Below are 19,412 nucleotides of genomic sequence, written 5' to 3' on the forward strand. Positions count from 1 at the left end.
ACAACGTCACGGTTTCCGTCGAGCTGATCGTTCCGATCGCGATGGAAGAAAAGCTGCGCTTCGCTATCCGCGAAGGCGGCCGCACCGTCGGCGCCGGCATCGTAGCCTCCATCGTCGAGTAATCGTCGATAAGCACGAAGTGAAAAGAGCCCCGCCGGCAACGGCGGGGTTTTTTTGTTGTTTGGCGACCGGTGGCATGTAGGTTGGTTGCGCGGATGCCAACAATTCGGGCACATCGTGCTTCCTTGATCCGGAGACGGGCTGCTGCAGCCCTCAAAAGGGTCAGGGCATCCCAACCGGGTAATGCGGTATGCGATCGCCTGCACGGGCGGCAGTTGAACGGAGAAGTATCATGGGCAAACGGATCTTGTTTACGGGTGGCGCGGGCAAGGCAGGGCGGCACGCCGTGCCCTATCTGGTGGAGGCTGGATACGAGGTGCACAATGTCGACCTCACTCCACTGGAGAGCCCCGGTGTCACCAATCTGATCGCTGATATCACTGACAGCGGTCAGATGTTCAACGTCATGTCGATGCATCGGGATTTTCCTGACCTAGAACAAGGGCAGGGACCACAGCCGTTCGATGCAGTGGTTCACTTCGCTGCCGTGCCGCGCATCCTGATCAAGCCGGATAACGAAACCTTCCGCATCAACACGATGGGCACCTATAATGTCATCGAGGCGGCGGTGAAGCTCGGCATTCGCAAGATCATCGTCGCCTCCAGCGAAACCACCTATGGCGTCTGCTTTGCTGAAGGCCATCGCGATTTCCATCAGTTTCCCCTGGATGAGGACTATGACGTCAATCCGATGGATTCGTACGGTCTGTCGAAAGTGGTGAACGAGAAGACGGCGCGTGCCTTCGCCGAGCGGTTCGGGGCTGACATCTATGCGCTCAGAATCGGCAACGTCATCGAGCCGCATGAATACGAGCGATTCCCGGCCTACTTCGCCAACCCGGAAATCCGCAAGCGCATTGCCTGGAGCTATATTGACGCCCGCGATCTCGGCCAGATCGTCCAGCTTTGCATCGAAAAGGATGGTCTGGGATTTCAGATCTTCAACGCGACCAACGATACCGTATCGGCCAATACGCCGACGAAGGAACTGGCCGCCCGCTATTTTCCGAATGTGCCGTTTACGCGCGATATCGGTGAGTTTGAAGGGCTGCTTTCCAACCAGAAGATCCGGGAAGTGCTTGGCTTCAGGGAGGAGCACGACTGGCGCAAATATGTCGATGTCTGAGCCGTGAACGTCAGGCCGGGAAAAAGTACCTCTCAAGCGGATTTCTTTTCTTTTTTCTGCCCAAGGCGCTTGTCAATCCCGGCCAAACTGAATAATAACCCGCTGACTTCATGTGGCGCTTCGCTTTGTAGCACTCGGCGCCGCTGGTCTAGGGGTATAGCTCAGTTGGTAGAGCGGCGGTCTCCAAAACCGCAGGTCGTAAGTTCGAGCCTTACTGCCCCTGCCATTCAATTCGGTACATATCATGCCGCAACTGTATGGCGCATTATACAGGGATAAGGCTTGCCTTTTCCGGCTAATTTCGCAAAAAGATCGTTGACCTCTTGTGATTTATAGAATCGGTCTTTATGTAGGGTTCAAACAGACACGCGGCGCGTGGGGCTGATCGTCAGCTTTACGGGCCGTTAAGGCGTGAGCATTCAATGGCATCCAAAACAAATCCATTTACGTTTCTGCAGCAGGTTCGTGCTGAGACGGCGAAAGTCACATGGCCTTCACGGCGCGAGACAATGATCTCGACGCTGATGGTATTCGTCATGGTGTTCTTTGCGGCTATCTTCTTTTTTGCTGCGGACCAACTGATGGGCTGGCTGATTGGCCTCGTCCTGAATGCTGGCGTTTGAACGGTTAGGGATGAATATGGCAGCGCGTTGGTACATCGTTCACGCCTACTCGAATTTCGAGAAGAAGGTTGCTGAATCGATCGAGGAGAAGGCCAAGCAGAAGGGCTTGAGCCATCTGTTTGAAAAGATTCTCGTTCCGACCGAGAAGGTCGTTGAAGTTCGTCGTGGCCGCAAGGTCGATGCCGAGCGCAAGTTTTTTCCGGGTTACGTGCTTGTGCGCGCCAACCTGACGGATGAGGCCTACCACCTCATCAAGAATACACCCAAGGTCACGGGTTTCCTCGGCTCCAACAACAAGCCGGTTCCGATCCCTGATTTTGAAGCCGAGCGCATTCTCGGCCAGGTTCAGGACGGTGTTGATCGTCCGAAGCCTTCGATCTCCTTCGAGGTCGGCGAGCAGGTGCGTGTGTCCGACGGTCCGTTCGCCTCGTTCAACGGTATCGTGCAGGATGTTGATGAGGAGCGTTCGCGCCTCAAGGTTGAAGTGTCCATCTTCGGCCGCGCAACGCCGGTGGATCTTGAGTACGCTCAGGTCGAGAAAGTCTGATTTCTGAAGGCTGTAGCGCCGAATTCGTTCGGCTGCGCAGCTTTCTTTTGGTTTTGCCGGGCCGTTGTGTCTGGCAAATGCGGGCATGCCCGCAAACCGCGTGGAAGGAAGCCGGTCTTAGCCGGATCGGTCAATCCGCACCACGCAACCGCAGCCGCCGTCCTTTTTGAAAGGGTGGCATGAGAGGCCGGGAAACCGGTTGTAACGTTTCCGGTTCCGGGTTCGCATATGGCGGGCAGGGAGATCGGGAAAACCATAAAGGCAGAGAGAAATGGCTAAGAAAGTTGCAGGCCAGCTCAAGCTTCAGGTCAAGGCAGGATCGGCAAACCCGTCCCCGCCAATCGGCCCGGCGCTTGGTCAGCGTGGCGTAAACATCATGGAATTCTGCAAGGCGTTCAATGCCGCCACGCAGGAAATGGAAAAGGGCATGCCGATCCCGGTCGTCATCACCTATTACCAGGACAAGTCCTTCACCTTCATCATGAAGCAGCCGCCAGTCAGCTACTTCCTGAAGAAGGAAGCAAAAATCTCCTCCGGCTCCAAGACGCCGGGCAAGGGTGCGACCGTAGGCAAGCTCACCAAGGCTCAGATCGAAACGATCGCTAAGGCCAAGATGAAAGACCTGAACGCAGCTGATATCGAAGGCGCAATGACCATGATCGAGGGCTCCGCCCGCGCCATGGGTCTGGAAGTGGTGGCGTAACATGGCAAAGCTTGCAAAGCGCGTACAGAAGACCCGCGAAGGCATCGATCCTACGAAGCTCGTTGCTCTTTCCGAGGCAATTACTCTGGTGAAGGCTCGCGCCATCGCCAAGTTCGACGAAACCATCGAAGTTGCGATGAACCTCGGTGTTGATCCGCGTCACGCCGACCAGATGGTCCGTGGCGTTGTCAATCTGCCGAACGGCACTGGCCGTACAGTTCGCGTTGCCGTGTTCGCACGTGGCGCCAAGGCTGATGAAGCCAAGGCTGCTGGTGCAGACATCGTTGGCGCAGAAGACCTGGTCGATATCGTTCAGGGCGGCAAGATCGATTTCGATCGTTGCATTGCCACTCCGGACATGATGCCGCTCGTCGGTCGTCTCGGCAAGGTTCTCGGCCCGCGCGGCATGATGCCGAACCCGAAGGTCGGAACTGTCACCATGGACGTCGCCGGTGCTGTCAAGGCATCGAAGGGCGGCGCTGTTGAGTTCCGCGTCGAAAAGGCCGGTATCGTTCACGCTGGCATCGGCAAGGCATCGTTCGATGCTGTTGCTCTTGAAGAAAACATCCGCGCTTTCGCTGATGCGGTCATCAAGGCAAAGCCGGCTGGCGCCAAGGGCAACTACGTCAAGCGCGTCGCGATTTCCTCGACCATGGGTCCAGGCGTCAAGATCGACCCGTCGACGGTTAGCGCTTAATCAAGTTTATCCGGACTTTTGTCCGGTCACAGATTTCCGGCCTTTCGGGGCCGGAAATTCCGGGATCAAACCCGGAACTCCTGTCCGAGATTGCAGGTGGTTATCCCTTAATCACTTCAGCCTGCATGAGATGGGTGAGTCCCGAATTTCATTTGACGCACGCAAGTGTGGAAATTCGGTTCGAACCTCGGCTTGCCTTGTGCCGTACCGGTTAAACGGGAACGCGCAGGGGACAGGATCCTCGAGCGTCGTGCGGGATCAACTTTGATCTCTTACGGCAAAGGCAAACCGACTGGACTGTGTTTTACGGTCCAGTCAACTGGAGATAGGCAGTGGAAAGAGCGGAAAAACGCGAATTCGTCACGGAGCTGAACGAGTCCTTCAAGGGCGCCGGTTCGGTTGTCGTGGCCCACTATGCTGGTGTCACAGTCGCACAGATGAACGACTTCCGTTCGAAGATGCGCGCTGCTGGCGGCACCGTCAAAGTCGCGAAGAACCGCCTGGCCAAGATCGCCCTTCAGGGTACGGAAGCCGAAGGGATGTCAAATCTCTTCAAGGGCCAGACGCTGGTAGCATTCAGCGCCGACCCGATCACGGCTCCAAAGGTTCTTATGGATTTCGCCAAGACCAACGACAAGATCGTTGTTCTCGGTGGCGCCATGGGAGCAACCACGCTGTCCGCGGATGCAGTCAAGTCGCTTGCGACCCTGCCGTCGCTGGACGAGCTGCGTGCAAGACTGCTGGGTATGATTCAGACCCCGGCAACGCGCATCGCATCGGTTGTTGCAGCACCGGCAAGCCAGCTTGCCCGCGTGTTCGCGGCCTACGCCAAGAAGGACGAAGAAGCCGCATAAGGCGGTTTTTCGTTGTTATATCTAACCAAGTTCGAACCGAATAAAAGGAACTAAAAAATGGCTGATCTCTCTAAGATCGTTGAAGACCTGTCCGCATTGACCGTTCTGGAAGCTGCAGAACTGTCGAAGCTTCTTGAAGAAAAGTGGGGCGTTTCCGCTGCTGCTCCGGTAGCTGCTGCTGCTGCTGGCGGCGGTGCTGCTGCTGTTGTTGAAGAAGAAAAGACTGAGTTTGACGTCATCCTCGCAGATGCCGGCGCAAACAAGATCAACGTCATCAAGGAAGTCCGCGCGATCACAGGCCTCGGCCTGAAGGAAGCCAAGGACCTCGTTGAAGCCGCTCCTAAGGCTGTCAAGGAAGGCGTTTCCAAGGCTGAAGCTGCTGATCTCAAGAAGAAGCTCGAAGACGCTGGCGCCAAGGTTGACGTCAAGTAATTCTGCTTGTTTTAAAGGGGAGGTGGCCGTGAAAATGGCCGCCTCTCTTTGACCGCTTTCTGAACATATTACCCAAAAGCCCATTGAAAACGGCTTTTGGGTAATGGGTTCTTCAAGAGGATAGTCCCGAACCAGGAACAGCACAGCAATCCGCGCTGAGCGTTTTTGGAGGTTGGACGAGATTGAACAATCCATTGATTGACGGGGTCGACTGGCCATCGGTTCCCGTCCGTTGCAGGCCCGGATGCAAAATTTGAAGGAGCGACGATGGCTCAGACCCTTTCTTTCAATGGTCGTAGGCGCGTACGCAAGTTTTTTGGTAAAATTCCCGAAGTCGCAGAAATGCCGAACCTCATCGAGGTTCAGAAGGCATCCTACGACCAGTTCCTCATGGTCGACGAGCCGCAGGGCGGCCGTCCAGACGAGGGACTTCAGTCTGTTTTCAAGTCGGTTTTTCCGATCACAGATTTCTCCGGTGCTTCCATGCTCGAATTCGTGTCCTACGAGTTCGAACAGCCGAAGTTCGACACTGAGGAATGCCGTCAGCGCGATCTGACGTACGCAGCGCCGCTTAAAGTGACGCTGCGTCTTATCGTGTTCGATATTGACGAGGACACGGGCGCCAAGTCCGTCAAGGACATCAAGGAACAGAACGTTTACATGGGCGATATGCCGCTCATGACCAACAATGGTACGTTCATCGTCAACGGCACCGAGCGCGTCATCGTTTCCCAGATGCACCGTTCGCCGGGCGTGTTCTTCGACCATGACAAGGGCAAGAGCCATTCCTCGGGCAAGCTGCTGTTTGCTGCCCGCGTTATTCCATATCGCGGCTCCTGGCTCGACATCGAATTCGATGCGAAGGACGTTGTCCACGCGCGTATCGACCGCCGCCGCAAGATCCCTGTCACGTCGCTGCTGATGGCGCTTGGCATGGACGGCGAGGAAATTCTCGAGACCTTCTACACCAAGTCGCTCTATGCCCGTGATGGCAAGGGCTGGCGGATTCCGTTCCAGCCGGAGGTTCTCAAGGGCCAGAAGGCTCTGTCCGACCTGATCGACGCCGACACCGGCGAAGTGGTCGTTGAATCCGGCAAGAAGCTGACGCCGCGCCTGTTGAAGACGCTGACGGAAAAGGGCCTGAAGGCCATCAAGGCCACGGACGACGAGCTTTACGGCAACTTCCTTGCCGAAGATCTGGTCAATCCGGCAACGGGTGAAATCTTCCTCGAAGCCGGCGATGAAATCGACGAGAAGACGCTCGGCGTCATTCTGACGGCTGGTTTCGACGAAATCCCGATCCTCGACATCGACCATATCAATGTCGGCGCCTACATCCGCAACACGCTTTCGGTCGATAAGAACGAAAACCGTCAGGATGCCCTGTTCGATATCTACCGCGTCATGCGTCCCGGCGAACCGCCGACCATGGATTCGGCTGAAGCCATGTTCAACACGCTGTTCTTCGATGCGGAGCGTTACGACCTCTCCGCCGTTGGCCGCGTGAAGATGAACATGCGTCTGGACGTGGATGCTGCCGATACCGTTCGTATCCTGCGCAAGGAAGACATCCTGGCTGTTGTCCGGATGCTCGTGGACCTGCGCGACGGCAAGGGCGAAATCGACGACATCGACAACCTCGGCAACCGCCGTGTGCGTTCGGTCGGCGAATTGATGGAAAATCAGTATCGCCTCGGCCTGCTGCGCATGGAACGTGCGATCAAGGAACGCATGTCGTCGATCGAAATCGACACCGTCATGCCGCAGGATCTGATCAACGCCAAGCCGGCTGCTGCCGCTGTTCGCGAGTTCTTCGGTTCTTCGCAGCTGTCGCAGTTCATGGACCAGGTCAACCCGCTGTCGGAAATCACCCACAAGCGCCGTCTTTCGGCTCTTGGACCGGGCGGTCTGACGCGCGAACGCGCAGGCTTCGAAGTCCGCGACGTTCACCCGACCCATTACGGCCGTATCTGCCCGATCGAAACGCCGGAAGGCCCGAACATCGGTCTGATCAACTCGCTGGCCACCTTTGCCCGCGTCAACAAGTACGGCTTCATCGAAAGCCCTTACCGCAAGATCGTTGACGGTAAGGTGACCAAGGATGTCGTCTACCTGTCGGCGATGGAAGAAGCCAAGTATCACGTGGCCCAGGCCAACTCCGAACTCAACACGGACCAGTCGTTCGTTGAAGAGTTCGTCGTTTGCCGTCACGCCGGCGACGTTATGCTCGCACCGCGCGACATCGTGAACCTGATGGACGTTTCGCCAAAGCAGCTCGTGTCTGTTGCGGCAGCGCTCATTCCGTTCCTGGAAAACGACGACGCCAACCGCGCGCTCATGGGCTCGAACATGCAGCGTCAGGCCGTGCCTCTGCTGCGTGCCGAAGCTCCGTTTGTCGGTACCGGCATGGAGCCAATCGTTGCTCGCGACTCTGGCGCCGCCATCGGTGCCCGTCGCGCCGGCGTGGTCGACCAGGTTGACGCAACGCGTATCGTTATCCGTGCGACGGAAGATCTTCAGGCTGGCAAGTCCGGCGTTGATATCTACCGCCTGCAGAAGTTCCAGCGTTCCAACCAGAACACCTGCGTCAACCAGCGCCCGCTGGTTACCGTCGGTGACATTCTGAACAAGGGCGACATCATCGCTGACGGTCCGTCGACCGACCTTGGTGACCTGGCTCTCGGCCGCAATGCGCTCGTCGCGTTCATGCCGTGGAATGGCTACAACTACGAGGACTCGATCCTTCTGTCCGAGCGCATCGTTCGCGATGACGTGTTCACCTCCATCCACATCGAAGAATTCGAAGTGATGGCGCGCGACACCAAGCTTGGTCCGGAAGAAATCACCCGCGACATTCCGAACGTTTCGGAAGAAGCACTGAAGAACCTCGACGAAGCCGGTATCGTTTACATCGGTGCGGAAGTGACCCCTGGCGACATTCTGGTCGGCAAGATCACTCCGAAGGGCGAAAGCCCGATGACGCCGGAAGAAAAGCTTCTGCGCGCCATCTTCGGTGAAAAGGCTTCCGACGTCCGCGACACGTCCATGCGCATGCCTCCGGGCACCTTCGGCACCATCGTCGAAGTGCGCGTCTTCAACCGCCATGGTGTGGAAAAAGACGAACGCGCGATGGCGATCGAGCGGGAAGAGATCGAGCGTCTTGCCAAGGACCGCGACGACGAACAGGCGATCCTTGATCGTAACGTCTACTCGCGTCTCCTCGACATGCTGCGCGGTCAGGTCGCTGTTGCCGGTCCGAAGGGCTTCAAGAAGGGCACCGAACTTTCGAACGCCGTTATCTCCGAATATCCTCGCTCGCAGTGGTGGATGTTTGCGACGGAAGACGAAAAGGCTCAGGGCGAAGTCGAAGCTCTGCGTGGCCAGTACGACGAATCCAAGTCGCTGCTTGAGCATCGCTTCATGGACAAGGTCGAAAAGGTCCAGCGCGGCGACGAAATGCCTCCGGGCGTCATGAAGATGGTCAAGGTCTTTGTTGCTGTGAAGCGCAAGATCCAGCCAGGCGACAAGATGGCTGGCCGTCACGGCAACAAGGGTGTGGTTTCCCGCATCGTGCCGATCGAAGACATGCCGTTCCTGGAAGACGGTACGCATGTTGACGTCGTGTTGAACCCGCTCGGCGTGCCTTCGCGCATGAACGTCGGCCAGATCCTTGAAACCCATCTGGGTTGGGCCTGCGCTGGCATGGGCAAGAAGATCGGTGCCATGCTTGATGCCTATAAGGCGGGCGCTGACATTCAGCCGCTGCGCGATACCATCGACAGCGTCATCGGTTCCGGTCCGAAGGGCGAGCCGATCAAGGACTACGACAACGACTCGATCGTTCGTCTGGCCGAGCAGACCCGCCGCGGCGTGTCGATCGCAACGCCGGTCTTCGACGGTGCTGTCGAAGCCGACGTCAACGAGATGCTGGAACAGGCAGGTCTGAACGTTTCGGGTCAGTCGACGCTGTATGATGGCCGTACCGGCGATCAGTTCGACCGTCAGGTGACTGTCGGCTACATCTACATGCTGAAGCTGAACCACCTTGTGGACGACAAGATCCACGCCCGTTCGATCGGTCCTTACTCGCTCGTCACCCAGCAGCCGCTCGGTGGTAAGGCGCAGTTCGGCGGTCAGCGCTTCGGGGAAATGGAAGTCTGGGCTCTGGAAGCCTACGGCGCCGCTTACACCCTGCAGGAAATGCTGACAGTCAAGTCCGACGACGTGGCCGGCCGTACCAAGGTCTACGAGGCGATCGTCCGTGGCGACGACACCTTCGAGGCCGGTATTCCGGAGAGCTTCAACGTTCTCGTCAAGGAAATGCGTTCGCTGGGCCTCAGCGTCGAACTGGAGAATTCCAAGCTCGACGAACTCAATGCGGCAAACCAGCAGCTGCCGGACGCGGCCGAGTAAAACATCAAGGTGCGTGCCGCTTCCCAAGCGGCGCGCACCGTTTCCACCCGATCTCATGTTGGTGAGGCAGGGGAGGAAATGCGGCCGCATTTCATGCGGTTTTATCCGTTTCGAGCAGGAGCCGGCGCCCGGGATTTGCCGCGCTCTCTGCCAAGCTCAGGGCGATAGCCCATAAAGGAGATAGGCATGAACCAAGAGGTCATGAACCTTTTCAATCCGCAGGTGCCTGCGCAGACCTTCGATTCCATCCGGATTTCGATTGCGTCGCCGGAGAAGATTCTCTCCTGGTCCTACGGTGAGATCAAGAAGCCGGAAACCATCAACTATCGTACGTTCAAGCCGGAACGCGACGGTCTTTTCTGCGCGCGCATCTTTGGCCCGATCAAGGACTATGAGTGCCTGTGCGGCAAGTACAAGCGTATGAAGTACAAGGGCATCATCTGCGAAAAGTGCGGCGTCGAAGTGACGTTGTCGCGCGTTCGCCGTGAGCGCATGGGCCATATCGAGCTTGCTGCGCCGGTCGCCCACATCTGGTTCCTGAAGTCCCTGCCGAGCCGCATCTCGACGCTGCTCGACATGACGTTGAAGGATATCGAGCGCGTCCTGTATTTCGAAAACTACATCGTCACCGAGCCAGGCCTGACTTCCCTCAAGGAAAACCAGCTTCTCTCGGAAGAAGAATACATGATCGCCGTCGAAGAGTTCGGCGAAGATCAGTTCACCGCAATGATCGGTGCAGAAGCCATCTACGAGATGCTGGCTTCGATGAATCTTGAAAAGATCGCAGGCGATCTGCGCGCGGAAATGGCTGACACCACGTCCGAGCTGAAGCAGAAGAAGCTGATGAAGCGCCTGAAGATCGTCGAGAACTTCATGGAATCCGGTAACCGCCCGGAATGGATGATCATGAAGGTCGTCCCGGTGATCCCGCCGGACCTGCGTCCGCTGGTTCCGCTGGATGGTGGCCGTTTCGCAACGTCCGACCTGAACGACCTCTATCGCCGCGTCATCAACCGTAACAACCGTTTGAAGCGTCTGATCGAGCTTCGTGCGCCTGGCATCATCATCCGCAACGAAAAGCGCATGCTGCAGGAATCCGTCGACGCCCTGTTCGACAACGGCCGCCGTGGCCGCGTCATCACCGGTGCCAACAAGCGTCCGCTGAAGTCGCTGTCCGACATGCTCAAGGGCAAGCAGGGCCGCTTCCGCCAGAACTTGCTCGGCAAGCGCGTCGACTATTCCGGCCGTTCGGTTATCGTGACCGGTCCGGAACTGAAGCTGCACCAGTGCGGCCTGCCGAAGAAGATGGCGCTCGAACTGTTCAAGCCGTTCATCTACGCCCGCCTCGACGCCAAGGGTTACTCCTCGACCGTCAAGCAGGCCAAGAAGCTGGTTGAAAAGGAAAAGCCGGAAGTTTGGGATATCCTCGACGAGGTCATCCGCGAGCATCCGGTTCTGCTGAACCGCGCGCCGACGCTCCACCGCCTGGGCATCCAGGCCTTCGAACCTATTCTGGTCGAAGGCAAGGCGATCCAGCTGCATCCGCTCGTCTGCACGGCCTTCAACGCCGACTTCGACGGTGACCAGATGGCCGTTCACGTTCCGCTGTCGCTGGAAGCGCAGTTGGAAGCCCGCGTCCTGATGATGTCGACCAACAACATCCTGCACCCGGCAAACGGCGCACCGATCATCGTTCCGTCGCAGGACATGGTTCTCGGCCTCTACTATCTGTCGATCCTGAACCAGAACGAACCGGGCGAAGGCATGGCCTTCTCCGATCTCGGCGAACTGCATCACGCGCTTGAAACCAAGTCTGTGACGCTGCATGCCAAGATTCGCGGCCGCTTCAAGACTGTCGATGCCGATGGCAAGCCTGTTTCGAAGATCTACGAAACCACGCCTGGCCGTATGATCGTCGGCGAACTTCTGCCGAAGAACGCCAACGTGCCGTTCGACGTCTGCAACCAGGAATTGACCAAGAAGAACATCTCCAAGATGATCGATACGGTCTACCGTCACTGCGGCCAGAAGGACACGGTCATTTTCTGCGACCGCATCATGCAGCTCGGCTTTGCTCATGCCTGCCGCGCCGGCATTTCGTTCGGCAAGGACGACATGGTTATTCCGGATAGCAAGGCCAAGATCGTCGGTGACACCGAAAGCCTGGTGAAGGAATACGAACAGCAGTACAATGACGGCCTGATCACTCAGGGCGAAAAATACAACAAGGTCGTTGATGCCTGGGGCAAGGCAACGGACAAGGTCGCCGAAGACATGATGGCCCGCATTAAGGCTGTTGAATTCGACGATAACGGCCGTCAGAAGCCGATGAACGCCATCTACATGATGTCGCACTCGGGTGCTCGTGGTTCACCGAACCAGATGCGTCAGCTGGGCGGCATGCGCGGCCTGATGGCCAAGCCGTCGGGTGAAATCATCGAGACGCCGATCATCTCGAACTTCAAGGAAGGCCTGACCGTTAACGAGTACTTCAACTCGACCCACGGTGCCCGTAAGGGTCTCGCAGACACCGCCTTGAAAACCGCTAACTCCGGTTACCTGACACGCCGTCTCGTCGACGTCGCGCAGGATTGCATCGTCAACTCGGTGGATTGCGGTACTGAAACTGGCCTCACCATGACCGCCATCGTCGATGCCGGTCAGGTCGTTGCCTCCATCGGTGTTCGCGTTCTCGGTCGTACGGCTCTCGACAACATCGATCATCCGGTTACCGGCGAGCGTATCGTCGATGGCGGCAAGATGATCCTTGAAGCCGATGTCGTCGAAATCGAAAAGGCCGGCATCCAGTCGATCCGTATCCGTTCGGCGCTGACCTGCGAAATCCAGACCGGTGTCTGCGGCGTCTGCTACGGCCGTGACCTTGCACGCGGAACACCCGTCAACATGGGTGAAGCTGTCGGCGTTATCGCCGCTCAGTCGATCGGCGAGCCGGGCACCCAGCTGACGATGCGTACGTTCCACCTTGGTGGCACGGCTACGGTTGTCGACAGCTCGTTCCTGGAAGCTTCGTATGAAGGTACGATCCAGATCAAGAACCGCAACATGCTGCGCAACTCGGAAAACATTCTCGTCGCGATGGGCCGCAACATGGCGATCCAGATCCTCGACGAACGTGGTGTCGAGCGTTCCTCGCAGCGCGTTGCCTACGGTTCGAAGATCTTTGTCGACGATGCTGACAAGGTGAAGCGCGGCCAGCGTTTGGCCGAGTGGGACCCCTACACACGCCCGATGATGACGGAAGTCGAAGGTACGGTTCATTTCGAAGATATCGTCGACGGTATCTCCGTTCTGGAAGCGACCGACGAAGCAACCGGCATCACCAAGCGTCAGGTTATCGATTGGCGTTCGACGCCGCGCGGTATCGACCTGAAGCCGGCAATCGTGATCAAGGACAAGAACGGCGCAGTCATGAAGCTGTCGCGTGGTGGCGACGCCCGCTTCATGCTTTCGGTCGACGCCATTCTGTCGGTCGAGCCGGGCACCAAGGTCTCCCAGGGTGACGTGCTTGCACGTTCGCCGCTGGAAAGCGCCAAGACGAAGGACATCACCGGTGGTCTGCCGCGTGTTGCCGAACTCTTCGAAGCGCGCCGTCCGAAGGACCACGCGATCATCGCCGAAATCGATGGTACGATCCGCTTCGGCCGTGACTACAAGAACAAGCGCCGCGTGCTGATCGAGCCTGCGGAAGATGGTGTTGAGCCGGTCGAATACCTGATCCCGAAGGGCAAGCCCTTCCATCTTCAGGATGGAGACTATATCGAAAAGGGTGACTACATCCTCGACGGTAACCCGGCACCGCACGACATCCTGGCGATCAAGGGCGTGGAAGCACTCGCTTCCTACCTGGTCAACGAAATCCAGGAAGTCTACCGTCTGCAGGGCGTTGTGATCAACGACAAGCACATTGAGGTGATCGTTCGCCAGATGCTGCAGAAGGTAGAAGTGACCGACGCCGGTGACTCGACCTATATCGTTGGCGACAGCGTCGACCGCATCGAACTGGAAGATGTCAACGATCAGCTGATCGAACAGGGTAAGAAGCCGGCTTACGGCGATCCGGTCCTGCTCGGCATCACCAAGGCATCGCTGCAGACGCCGTCCTTCATCTCGGCCGCTTCCTTCCAGGAAACGACCAAGGTGCTGACGGAAGCTGCGATCGCCGGCAAGACCGACGGTCTGCAGGGTCTGAAGGAAAACGTGATCGTCGGCCGTCTGATCCCAGCCGGTACCGGTGGCACGATGACCCAGATCCGCCGTATTGCGACTGCGCGCGACGAGATGATCCTCGAAGAGCGCCGCAAGGGAACGGGCGCGGATGCAGCAACCCCGATGCTTGCCGATATGGCAGCAAAGGAAGAAGCAGCAGCCGAGTAAGGCTCAAAAGGCGAGGGCGGTTAACCGCTCTGGCCTACCAATTGCAAAAGCCGCCCGGAGCAATCCGGGCGGCTTTTGTTTGGGCGGTTGTCATCAAACCCACATGGAACCTTCGTGTCTCTGTTATCAGCCGGTGGCAGCGTTGTTTTTCGCGATTGAAAACACGGAAACCGACATGAAGACCATTGTGAAACTCGTCACCGGCTTGGCCGCATTACTCGCTGCGACATCCGTTTTCGCTGAAAATCCCGCGATTGGCAAAGTCAGCCTGCTCGGCCAGATTGTCCTGCCGACCGGATTGAAGATCGGCGGCGTGGAGTTCGGCGGTATTTCCGGGCTCGACTATGACGCGGCCAACGATCTGTTCTACGCCATTTCGGATGACCGGTCGCAGAAGGCACCGGCCCGATTTTACACGCTGAAACTGGCGATAGCTGAAAACGGCGTCAACGGGATCGACATCGTCTCGACGACCCAGCTTTCGGATACGGCGGGCAAGCCTTTTGCGGAAAAAGACATAGATCCGGAGGCGATCCGCTACGATGCAACGGCGAAAAAGCTCTATTGGTCAAGCGAGGGCGATGCGAAGGGAAAGCCTGCGGTCTATGAGGCCGGCCTTGACGGAAAGGCTGTGCGCAGTTTTGAACTGCCGGATTATTATGTGCCGAATGCCGATGGTTCGCAGGGCGTAAGGAACAATCTCGCGTTTGAAGGCCTGAGCATTTCAGCAGATGGCAAGACATTGTGGGTTGGAACGGAAAACGCCTTGGCGCAGGACGGCGACAAGGCCACGCTGAAGGCGGGAAGCCGCTCCCGCTTGATCGGTCTCGATCTTGGCACAGGCGCCCCCGTCAGCGAATTTGCCTATGATACTGGCCCAATCTTCGCGAAGGCGACCAAGCCGCCATACTACAATGACAACGGGCTTGCGGACATGCTGGCGCTGGATGACAATACCCTCCTGACCGTCGAGCGGTCCTTCGCGCTCGGAACCGGTACGGAGATCAATTTCTATAGTGCCAGCCTCGGTGGTGCGACTGACGTCAAAGGTCTGAATTCACTGAAGAATGCCGAAGTGAAACCGTTGGCAAAGCAGCATGTTTTGAAGATAGGCGAGGGCGACTTCGGCCTGGATATCGACAATATCGAATCCGTGACGTTTGGACCTGAGATCGGCGGCAAGCGCACGCTGGTGATCGCATCCGACAACAATTTCAATCTCGACGGCCAGTTCACGCAGTTCGTTGTGCTGACGCTCGACCCGGCCGCGATGTAAGGCCGATTGGCGCCAACATAGTGAATCGACGTTAAAAAAGCCGCTGGAGTTACCCCGGCGGCTTTTAAGCTATTCAGATGTTAGCGGTAGACCCGTCGCCATGCGCGCGAGCCGTTTCACCCAAACTTGATGATTGCCACTTCGCCAGTCAGCGCGCCCTGGTAGGCGGAGGCATGCGGTTCGTCGTTCGGAATGTCGGTGAGGGTGCCGATCTGGTCGAGATCCGCCTCGAGGAACCCTTCCTCGGCAAGGGCGTTCAGCGCTTCGCGCACAGCCGTATCATCGTCGGGTGCGCGCAGCATAACGTGGATATCTACACCTTCTTCATCGCCATCCTGCTCATAGGCCTTCCCGATAATGATGAAGATCATCGGTCCGTCGTTGTTGTTGTCGTTGTCCGGGATGGCAGTCATGGCTATTTCCTCTTTCGAAAGATGTGTGCGATGTCTCTACAATGTATTGTGCAGTCGCGCGTCCTAAAAAATAAAGTTCCCGGACGAATCGTGACGGGCAGGGGCGATTCTTGGTCCTCCCCACCGGATTGTGAAATTGCTTTATGATTCTTTAAGTTGAAGGCGGCGCGTTGGCGAATCCGGTCTGCCGGGAGGCTGGCCGCATCGAGTATGCCCTCAAAGCCTTGTTTTGCAGGCATGTCAGCCTTGCGGAGGCAGGAATATTTGTTAATTCCCCTTGACGCGACACCCCGAAATCAGTACACCCCGCCCCATCGGAGCCCATGTGAGGCTGGCTGGTTCGGAACGTCATGTTCTGGAGTTCGCCTCAAACAAGGTTCGAAACGCACGCTGAAGACCAAAATGCTGCACGCAAGACGCTGAAAATACAGCGTCCTCTGCTTTTTGCGGGCCATCTGCTGAAAAGTGGATCGGTCCTCGTTCGCGCATTTATGAAGCGTTCTAAACCGCCGGCGACGGCATTGATCCGCCCGCAAGGGTATTGAGACAGAATTTGTAAGGGATGGTTATATGCCTACCGTAAACCAGCTGATCCGCAAGCCGCGTCAGGCACAGGTAAAGCGCAACAAGGTTCCTGCACTGCAGGAAAACCCACAGAAGCGTGGCGTTTGCACACGCGTCTACACGACGACCCCGAAGAAGCCGAACTCGGCTCTGCGTAAGGTTGCCAAGATCCGTCTGACCAATGGCTTCGAAGTCATCGGCTACATTCCTGGTGAAGGCCACAACCTTCAGGAACACTCCGTCGTCATGATCCGCGGCGGTCGTGTAAAGGACTTGCCGGGCGTTCGCTACCACATCATTCGCGGCGTTCTCGATACCCAGGGTGTCAAGAACCGTAAGCAGCGCCGTTCGAAGTATGGTGCAAAGCGTCCGAAGTAATTCGGGTTCCACAATTTAAGACGCTGCGCGAGGTTCTCCGCGTGTTAAGGCGTCCGTTCAAAGTTGAGAGACAAAAGTATGTCACGTCGTCATAGTGCAGAAAAGCGCGAGATCAATCCGGACCCGAAGTTCGGCGATCTGGTCGTCACCAAGTTCATGAATGCAATCATGCTTCATGGTAAGAAGTCGGTTGCTGAAAGCATCGTTTACGGTGCGTTCGATCTGGTCCAGGGCAAGCTGAAGCAGGAGCCGGTCGTCGTGTTCCATTCGGCCCTCGAAAATGTCGCTCCGCACGTCGAAGTTCGTTCGCGCCGCGTCGGTGGTGCAACCTACCAGGTTCCAGTTGATGTTCGTCCTGAGCGCCGTCAGGCTCTCGCCATTCGCTGGTTGATCGCTGCTGCCCGCAAGCGCAACGAAACCACCATGATCGATCGCCTTTGCGGCGAACTCATGGATGCGGCAAACGGCCGTGGTTCCGCTGTGAAGAAGCGCGAAGACACGCACAAGATGGCTGACGCCAACCGTGCATTCTCGCATTATCGCTGGTAATCGACGTACAATTTTCGAAAGGCAGTCATTATGGCTCGCGAATATAAAATCGAAGACTACCGCAATTTTGGTATCATGGCGCATATCGACGCCGGCAAGACCACGACGACTGAGCGGATTCTCTACTACACCGGCAAGTCGCACAAGATCGGCGAAGTCCATGACGGCGCTGCCACCATGGACTGGATGGAGCAGGAGCAGGAACGCGGTATTACCATCACGTCCGCTGCCACAACGACCTACTGGAAGGGTCGCGATGGCAAGATGCGCCGCTTCAACATCATCGACACCCCCGGCCACGTTGACTTCACTATTGAAGTCGAGCGTTCGCTGCGCGTTCTCGATGGTGCGATCGCTCTGCTTGATGCCAACGCCGGCGTAGAGCCGCAGACGGAAACCGTCTGGCGTCAGGCTGAAAAGTACAATGTTCCGCGGATGATTTTCTGCAACAAGATGGACAAGACCGGTGCTGATTTCTACCGCTCGGTAGAAATGATCAAGACTCGTCTCGGCGCCATCGCTGTTGTCATGCAGCTCCCGATCGGTGCAGAAACCGAATTCAAGGGCGTTATCGACCTGATCGAGATGAATGCCCTGATCTGGCGCGACGAGTCGCTCGGCGCACAGTGGGATGTCGTCGAGATTCCGGACGACATGAAGGAAAAGGCTGTCGAATATCGTGAAAAGATGATCGAACAGGTCGTCGATATCGATGAACAGGCGATGGAAGACTATCTGAACGGTATCATGCCGGACAACGATAAGATCCGTCAGCTGGTTCGCCGCGGCACCATCGACGTGAAGTTCCACCCGATGTTCTGCGGTACGGCTTTCAAAAACAAGGGCGTTCAGCCTTTGCTCGACGCCGTTGTCGAATATCTGCCGTCCCCGCTCGACATTCCGTCGATCAAGGGCATCGATGTGAAGACCGAAGCCGAAATCGCCCGTCATCCTTCGGATGAAGAGCCGCTTTCGATGCTCGCCTTCAAGATCATGAACGACCCCTTCGTCGGTTCGCTCACTTTCGCCCGTATCTATTCCGGCAAGCTCTCCAAGGGCACGTCGGTCATGAACACGGTCAAGGAAAAGCGCGAGCGCGTCGGCCGTATGTTGCAGATGCACTCCAATTCCCGTGAAGACATCGAAGAAGCCTTTGCCGGTGACATCGTTGCACTCGCAGGCCTCAAGGAAACCACGACCGGCGACACGCTTTGCGATCCGCTGCATCAGGTTATCCTCGAGCGCATGGAATTCCCCGAGCCGGTCATCCAGATCGCCATCGAGCCGAAGACCAAGGGCGACCAGGAAAAGATGGGCCTCGCGCTCAACCGCCTGGCTGCTGAAGACCCTTCTTTCCGCGTCAAGACGGATGAAGAATCCGGCCAGACGATCATCGCAGGCATGGGTGAACTTCACCTCGATATTCTCGTCGACCGCATGCGCCGCGAATTCAAGGTTGAAGCGACCGTCGGTGCGCCGCAGGTTGCCTACCGTGAATCGATCACGAAGCGTCACGAAGAAGACTACACGCACAAGAAGCAGTCCGGTGGTACCGGTCAGTTCGCACGCGTCAAGATCATCTTTGAACCCAATGAAGAAGGCGACGACTTCAAGTTCGAGTCCAAGATCGTTGGCGGCTCGATCCCGAAGGAATACATTCCAGGCGTCCAGAAGGGCATCGAAAGTGTTCTGTCTTCCGGTCCGCTGGCTGGCTTCCCGATGCTCGGCGTCAAGGCAACCCTGATCGACGGCGCATTCCATGACGTCGACTCCTCGGTTCTCGCCTTCGAAATCGCCTCCCGCGCTTGCTTCCGTGAAGCAGCAAAGAAGGCTGGTGCTCAGCTTCTCGAGCCGATGATGAAGGTCGAAGTTGTGACGCCGGAAGATTACGTCGGTGACGTTATCGGCGATCTGAATTCGCGTCGCGGTCAGATCCAGGGCCAGGAAGCACGCGGCATCGCCGTCGTGATCAATGCCAACGTGCCGCTGGCCAACATGTTTAAGTACGTGGACAACCTGCGCTCGATGTCGCAGGGCCGTGCACAGTACACGATGACCTTCGATCACTATGCGCCGGTTCCGTCGAACGTGTCGCAGGAAATCCAGGCGAAGTACTCCGGTCAGAAGTGACCGGAGCCTAACGCCCGCTGACAGAAACAAGAGAATTACCCTTCGGGGTTACAAAACGGAGAGCCGGAAATGGCAAAGAGCAAATTTGAGCGCAATAAGCCGCACGTTAACATTGGCACGATCGGCCACGTCGACCATGGCAAGACGTCGCTGACGGCAGCGATCACGAAGTATTTCGGCGAATACAAGGCG

Annotated in this window: 15 protein-coding genes, 1 tRNA gene and 1 pseudogene; 16 read left to right on the forward strand and 1 reads right to left on the reverse strand. The window is 57.2% G+C overall.

What is annotated here, in order from left to right:
- The 12 genes and pseudogenes from tuf to R6X40_RS31315 all read left to right on the forward strand — a co-directional run.
- Window positions 1-122, forward strand: a pseudogene (gene tuf / locus R6X40_RS31260) (elongation factor Tu); the annotation flags it as partial.
- Window positions 123-352: 230 nt separating this feature from the next.
- Window positions 353-1,246 carry an NAD(P)-dependent oxidoreductase gene (locus R6X40_RS31265; RefSeq protein ID WP_318419062.1) on the forward strand — a complete coding sequence of 298 codons (894 nt, stop codon included), beginning with the start codon at window positions 353-355 and terminating at the stop codon, window positions 1,244-1,246.
- Window positions 1,247-1,396: 150 nt separating this feature from the next.
- Window positions 1,397-1,472 (forward strand) — tRNA-Trp (locus R6X40_RS31270).
- A gap of 196 nt (window positions 1,473-1,668) precedes the next feature.
- The gene (secE, locus tag R6X40_RS31275) at window positions 1,669-1,869 is read left to right on the forward strand and encodes a preprotein translocase subunit SecE (protein ID WP_037103350.1); all 201 of its coding nucleotides are present in this window, start codon (window positions 1,669-1,671) and stop codon (window positions 1,867-1,869) included.
- A 16-nt stretch (window positions 1,870-1,885) separates the two neighbouring features.
- Complete coding sequence (nusG, locus tag R6X40_RS31280; protein WP_318419064.1) at window positions 1,886-2,416, forward strand: transcription termination/antitermination protein NusG; 531 nt, start codon at window positions 1,886-1,888, stop codon at window positions 2,414-2,416.
- A 271-nt stretch (window positions 2,417-2,687) separates the two neighbouring features.
- Window positions 2,688-3,119 (forward strand): 50S ribosomal protein L11, encoded by a 432-nt coding sequence (rplK, locus tag R6X40_RS31285; RefSeq protein ID WP_318419066.1) that lies wholly within the window; start codon window positions 2,688-2,690, stop codon window positions 3,117-3,119.
- A gap of 1 nt (window position 3,120) precedes the next feature.
- Window positions 3,121-3,816 carry a 50S ribosomal protein L1 gene (rplA, locus tag R6X40_RS31290; protein ID WP_318419068.1) on the forward strand — a complete coding sequence of 232 codons (696 nt, stop codon included), beginning with the start codon at window positions 3,121-3,123 and terminating at the stop codon, window positions 3,814-3,816.
- Between the two features lie 332 nt (window positions 3,817-4,148).
- Entirely contained in the window at window positions 4,149-4,670 is a 522-nt protein-coding gene (gene rplJ / locus R6X40_RS31295; protein ID WP_318419069.1) for a 50S ribosomal protein L10, read from the forward strand.
- A gap of 57 nt (window positions 4,671-4,727) precedes the next feature.
- A complete protein-coding gene (gene rplL, locus R6X40_RS31300) occupies window positions 4,728-5,102 on the forward strand; it encodes a 50S ribosomal protein L7/L12 (protein WP_318419071.1) in 375 nt (124 codons plus the stop codon).
- A 267-nt stretch (window positions 5,103-5,369) separates the two neighbouring features.
- Window positions 5,370-9,515: a DNA-directed RNA polymerase subunit beta gene (rpoB, locus tag R6X40_RS31305; RefSeq protein ID WP_318419072.1), complete on the forward strand. Its 4,146-nt coding sequence runs from the start codon at window positions 5,370-5,372 to the stop codon at window positions 9,513-9,515.
- Window positions 9,516-9,701: 186 nt separating this feature from the next.
- The gene (gene rpoC / locus R6X40_RS31310) at window positions 9,702-13,910 is read left to right on the forward strand and encodes a DNA-directed RNA polymerase subunit beta' (RefSeq protein ID WP_318419073.1); all 4,209 of its coding nucleotides are present in this window, start codon (window positions 9,702-9,704) and stop codon (window positions 13,908-13,910) included.
- Window positions 13,911-14,085: 175 nt separating this feature from the next.
- Window positions 14,086-15,186, forward strand: a complete 1,101-nt coding sequence (locus tag R6X40_RS31315) for an esterase-like activity of phytase family protein (RefSeq protein WP_318419074.1) — start codon at window positions 14,086-14,088, stop codon at window positions 15,184-15,186.
- A 116-nt stretch (window positions 15,187-15,302) separates the two neighbouring features.
- Here the strand turns inward: R6X40_RS31315 and R6X40_RS31320 are convergent, their stop codons facing one another.
- Window positions 15,303-15,599, reverse strand: a complete 297-nt coding sequence (locus R6X40_RS31320) for a transcriptional regulator (protein WP_318419076.1) — start codon at window positions 15,597-15,599, stop codon at window positions 15,303-15,305.
- Window positions 15,600-16,169: 570 nt separating this feature from the next.
- Here R6X40_RS31320 and rpsL point away from each other — a divergent pair.
- The 4 genes from rpsL to R6X40_RS31340 form a co-directional block, all read left to right on the forward strand.
- Window positions 16,170-16,541, forward strand: coding sequence for a 30S ribosomal protein S12 (gene rpsL, locus R6X40_RS31325; RefSeq protein WP_003507760.1), 372 nt, complete (start codon window positions 16,170-16,172; stop codon window positions 16,539-16,541).
- A 78-nt stretch (window positions 16,542-16,619) separates the two neighbouring features.
- Window positions 16,620-17,090: a 30S ribosomal protein S7 gene (rpsG, locus tag R6X40_RS31330; protein ID WP_318419078.1), complete on the forward strand. Its 471-nt coding sequence runs from the start codon at window positions 16,620-16,622 to the stop codon at window positions 17,088-17,090.
- A gap of 30 nt (window positions 17,091-17,120) precedes the next feature.
- The gene (fusA, locus tag R6X40_RS31335) at window positions 17,121-19,220 is read left to right on the forward strand and encodes an elongation factor G (RefSeq protein ID WP_318419080.1); all 2,100 of its coding nucleotides are present in this window, start codon (window positions 17,121-17,123) and stop codon (window positions 19,218-19,220) included.
- Between the two features lie 69 nt (window positions 19,221-19,289).
- Window positions 19,290-19,412 (forward strand): GTP-binding protein (locus R6X40_RS31340; protein ID WP_234617910.1); only part of this gene is annotated, 123 nt, incomplete at its 3' end.

The sequence above is a fragment of the Rhizobium sp. PL01 genome, assembly GCF_033447125.1.
In the GTDB taxonomy this organism is placed as follows: Bacteria; Pseudomonadota; Alphaproteobacteria; order Rhizobiales; family Rhizobiaceae; genus Pararhizobium.

Bases quoted from the DNA above. Each gene is read 5' to 3' on its own strand.
- R6X40_RS31265 (WP_318419062.1), top strand. From the start codon at position 353: ATGGGCAAACGGATCTTGTTTACGGGTGGCGCGGGCAAGGCAGGGCGG.
- secE (WP_037103350.1), top strand. From the start codon at position 1,669: ATGGCATCCAAAACAAATCCATTTACGTTTCTGCAGCAGGTTCGTGCT.
- nusG (WP_318419064.1), top strand. From the start codon at position 1,886: ATGGCAGCGCGTTGGTACATCGTTCACGCCTACTCGAATTTCGAGAAG.
- rplK (WP_318419066.1), top strand. From the start codon at position 2,688: ATGGCTAAGAAAGTTGCAGGCCAGCTCAAGCTTCAGGTCAAGGCAGGA.
- rplA (WP_318419068.1), top strand. From the start codon at position 3,121: ATGGCAAAGCTTGCAAAGCGCGTACAGAAGACCCGCGAAGGCATCGAT.
- rplL (WP_318419071.1), top strand. From the start codon at position 4,728: ATGGCTGATCTCTCTAAGATCGTTGAAGACCTGTCCGCATTGACCGTT.
- rpoB (WP_318419072.1), top strand. From the start codon at position 5,370: ATGGCTCAGACCCTTTCTTTCAATGGTCGTAGGCGCGTACGCAAGTTT.
- rpoC (WP_318419073.1), top strand. From the start codon at position 9,702: ATGAACCAAGAGGTCATGAACCTTTTCAATCCGCAGGTGCCTGCGCAG.
- R6X40_RS31315 (WP_318419074.1), top strand. From the start codon at position 14,086: ATGAAGACCATTGTGAAACTCGTCACCGGCTTGGCCGCATTACTCGCT.
- R6X40_RS31320 (WP_318419076.1), bottom strand. From the start codon at position 15,599: ATGACTGCCATCCCGGACAACGACAACAACAACGACGGACCGATGATC.
- rpsL (WP_003507760.1), top strand. From the start codon at position 16,170: ATGCCTACCGTAAACCAGCTGATCCGCAAGCCGCGTCAGGCACAGGTA.
- rpsG (WP_318419078.1), top strand. From the start codon at position 16,620: ATGTCACGTCGTCATAGTGCAGAAAAGCGCGAGATCAATCCGGACCCG.
- fusA (WP_318419080.1), top strand. From the start codon at position 17,121: ATGGCTCGCGAATATAAAATCGAAGACTACCGCAATTTTGGTATCATG.